The organism is Acidaminococcus sp. CAG:542 (assembly GCF_000437815.1).
Lineage (GTDB): Bacteria > Bacillota > Negativicutes > Acidaminococcales > Acidaminococcaceae > Acidaminococcus.
This window is the reverse complement of record NZ_FR902103.1, coordinates 1-3,569: the sequence shown is the minus strand read 5'-3', so window position 1 is coordinate 3,569 and position 3,569 is coordinate 1. Positions and strand designations below refer to the sequence as shown.

Below are 3,569 nucleotides of genomic sequence, written 5' to 3'. Positions count from 1 at the left end.
GAGCCAGTTCGTTCACATCGGCAGCCACCACATGGGTCCTGGCCACCAGCCGCAGGGCGTTCAGCAGCTCCATGAAGGTGATGCCCCCGGCTTCCGGGGTCCCGGTGCCCGGGAACACGGAAGGATCCAGGCAGTCCAGGTCGATGGTGAAATACACCGGAGCCTGGCTCTTTTCCAGATCCCGGACCAGCTGTTCCAGCCCTCCGAAACTGAAGGGATGCAGGTCCGTGTGGGCATGGGCGAACTGCCATTCTTCCCGTTCCCCGCTGCGGATGCAGAACTGGTGGATTTTCCCGTCCCCGATCAGGTCGTGGCACCGGCGGATCACACAGGCATGGCTCAGTTTCGCCCCCAGGTAGTCATCCCGCAGGTCCGTGTGGGCATCAAAGTGGACGATCTGGAGGTCCGGGTACTTTTTCAGCACCGCCCGGAAGGCGCCCAGGGTCACCAGGTGTTCGCCTCCGATCATAAAGGGCAGCTTCCCGTCCTGGAGGATGGTGGCAGTCCGGTCCTCAATGTCCTTCAGGGCCATTTCCGAACTGCCAAAGCACAGTTCCAGGTCCCCGCTGTCGAACACTGCATAGTCCGTCAGATCCTTGTCCTGATAGGGACTGTAGGTTTCCAGGCCGAAGCTTTCGTGGCGGATGGCGGAAGACCCGAACCGGGTGCCGGGCCGGTAGCTGGTGGTGGAATCAAAGGGGGCTCCGAACAGGACGATTTTGGCCTTTTCGTAAGGAGCGTCGCAGGCCAGGAAGGTTTCCACATTATTTGTCAGCATTTTTGCAGCCTTCTTCCGTTTCCACTTCCTTGAGCATTTCCTCCAGGAAAGCCGGCAGCCAGAAGGCTCCCACATGGAGCCGGGTGGTGTAGTACCGGGTGTGCATGTTCAGGGCTTCCCAGGCGGGAGCGTCCAGGTCGTTGATGGGATGGTACTTCTTGCTGGCAAAGCCGAAGGTCCAGTACCCTGCCGCATAGGTGGGGATGTGGGCCTGGTACACCTTGCTGATGGGGAAGGTGCTGACGATCCGCTGGTGGCTCCGCTGCATGGCAATGGCGTCTTCCTTGTAGAAGGGACTCCCCTGCTGGTTCACCATGATCCCGTCTTCCCGGAGGGCATTGTAGCAGCTGCCGTAGAATTCCCGGGTGAAGAACCCTTCGGAGGGACCGAAAGGATCCACGGAATCCACAATGATCAGGTCGTAGGAATTTTCCCGGTGGCGGATGAATTTCAGGGCATTTTCAAAGTAGATGTGCACCCGACGGTCATCCATCCGGCAGGCGTTTCCGGGCAGATAGTTCCGGCAGGCTTCCACCACCATGGGATCCATTTCCACCAGGTCGATTTTCTCCACCCGGTCGTACCGGGTCAGTTCCCGGACCACGCCCCCGTCCCCGGCGCCGATCACCAGGATGTCCTTGATGCCCTTGTGGACGGCCATGGGCACATGGGTCATCATTTCGTCGTAGATGAATTCATCCCGTTCCGTCAGCATCACGTTCCCGTCCAGGGTGAGCACCCGGCCGAATTCCGGCGTCTCGAAAATATCGATCCGCTGGAAGTCACTCTGTTTGGAGAACAGGTGACGGTTGACCCGGAGGCTGTGTTTCACATCCGGGGTATGGAATTCACTGAACCACATTTCCATTGGTTGTATCCCCCTCTTATGCTAATACATTCAGGTGGAGCAGTTCCGGATCTTCCGAACCGGTCATGCTGCAGCCCTTTTCTTTGGCGTACCGGATATGTTCCAGTACGGTTTTGGTGATTTTTTCCCCAGGGGCCAGAAGCGGGATCCCCGGAGGATAGCACATGACGAATTCGCTGCACACCCGGCCCTCACACTGCTCCAGAGGCAGGCTTACCTTCTCGGCATAGAAGGCTTCCTGGGGACTGGTGACCACCACCGGTTCCACATATTCCTGGGTGAGCATGCCGGTGGGATCCTTCTGATACCGGCGGCGGATTTCCGCCAGGGCGCTGACCAGCCGTTCCAGATCCTGGATCCGGTCCCCCATGGACAGGTAGGCCAGGATGTTGCCGATATCCCCGAATTCGATCTGGATGTCGTAATCATCCCGGAGGATGTCGTACACTTCGATGCCGGCCAGACCGATATCCAGGGTGTGGATGCTCAGTTTGGTGTTGTCGAAGTCGAAGACGGAATCCCCGTTCATCAGTTCCCGGCCAAAGGCATAGTAGCCTCCGATGTTGTTGATTTCCTGCCGGGCGTATTCCGCCATGTCCACCACTTTGTGGAAGATTTCCCGTCCGTGGAGAGCCAGCCGCCGGCGGCTGATGTCCAGGCTGGACATGAGCAGGTAGCTGCCGGAGGTGGTCTGGGTCAGGTTGATGATCTGGCGCACATAGCCGGCGTGGACCTTGGGACCGGTGAGCAGGAAGCTGGACTGGGTCAGGCTGCCCCCGCTTTTGTGCATGGAAATGGCGGCCATGTCGGCCCCGGCGGCCATGGCGGAAACAGGCAGCCCGCTGCCGAAGTAGAAATGGGTGCCGTGGGCTTCATCGGCCAGGCACAGCATCCCGGCATCGTGGGCCATCTTTACAATGGCCCGGAGGTCACTGCACACTCCGTAATAAGTGGGGTTGTTCACCACCACAGCCACCGCGTCCGGGTTCTCCCGGATGGCCTTGGCCACTGCATCCCGCTTCATCCCCAGGCTGATCCCCAGCCGCTTGTCCACGTCCGGGTTCACGTATACAGGAATGGCTCCGCAGAGCACCAGGGCGTTGATCATGCTTTTGTGGACGTTCCGGGGCAGAATGATCTTGTCGCCCCGTTTGCAGGCGGACAGGATCATGGACTGGACGGCACTGGTGGTGCCCCCCACCATCAGGAAGGCCTGGCTGGCTCCGAAGGCGTCAGCGGCCAGCTGTTCCGCCTCCCGGATCACCGACACCGGATGGCACAGGTTGTCCAGGGGCTTCATGCTGTTCACATCCACCCCCACACATTTTTCGCCCAGGAACTCCGTCAGTTCCGGGTTGCCTCGGCCCCGTTTGTGGCCGGGTACGTCAAAGGGCACCACCCGCATTTTCCGGAACTTTTCCAGAGCTTCGTAGATGGGCGCCCGATCCTGTTTCAACCGATATTGCTTTTCCAAGCTTTTTCCCTCCCCAGTTCATTTTTTACTTCTGTACAAAAAAACGCAAGCTGCCCCCTTGCAGCTTGCGTTTTAAGGTCTCATCCGGTATTTCGGTTTGCTTCTATCAGGGGATCCCCCGTTACGAACGACTCTTATTGACCGTTTCACAAGTCTGCGCACAGACGCATTGCGGTTATGAAGTAACCAACTTATAAAAGTTGAACCCAAAAGTTCAATCAATAAGGCTGCAAACCAGTTGCCGCCAATTCGGCAGTGGACCCGGCTGTCCGTATGGCCTTGACCGGACAGCTGCCCCGAAAAGGCAGTACCCCTGTCCAGTGGTCCGTGAAATTTCTGAAAATCCATGAACGAATCTTCAAACCGTAAAAATTTTAACATACCCCCACCCCGTTGTCAATTTCATCTTGTTTTCCCGTATGTGTCAACAAGTTCTCAGTAAAACCTTC

3 protein-coding genes are annotated in these 3,569 nt (G+C 57.8%); all 3 read right to left on the bottom strand.

The window, feature by feature from the left end; genetic code table 11:
* Positions 1–778 (bottom strand): agmatinase (speB, locus tag QVO43_RS09025; protein ID WP_288174861.1); only part of this gene is annotated, 778 nt, incomplete at its 3' end.
* On the bottom strand, positions 765–1,646 hold the full coding sequence (gene speE, locus QVO43_RS09020) for a polyamine aminopropyltransferase (RefSeq protein ID WP_022488190.1): 882 nt from the start codon (positions 1,644–1,646) through the stop codon (positions 765–767). The genes speB and speE, both read right to left, overlap by 14 nt.
* A gap of 16 nt (positions 1,647–1,662) precedes the next feature.
* Positions 1,663–3,120 (bottom strand): aminotransferase class I/II-fold pyridoxal phosphate-dependent enzyme, encoded by a 1,458-nt coding sequence (locus tag QVO43_RS09015; protein WP_022488189.1) that lies wholly within the window; start codon positions 3,118–3,120, stop codon positions 1,663–1,665.
* Positions 3,121–3,569 lie beyond the last annotated feature (449 nt).

What these genes read in the sequence shown, in the direction of transcription:
- speE (WP_022488190.1), bottom strand. Translation starts at nt 1,646, where the DNA reads ATGGAAATGTGGTTCAGTGAATTCCATACCCCGGATGTGAAACACAGC.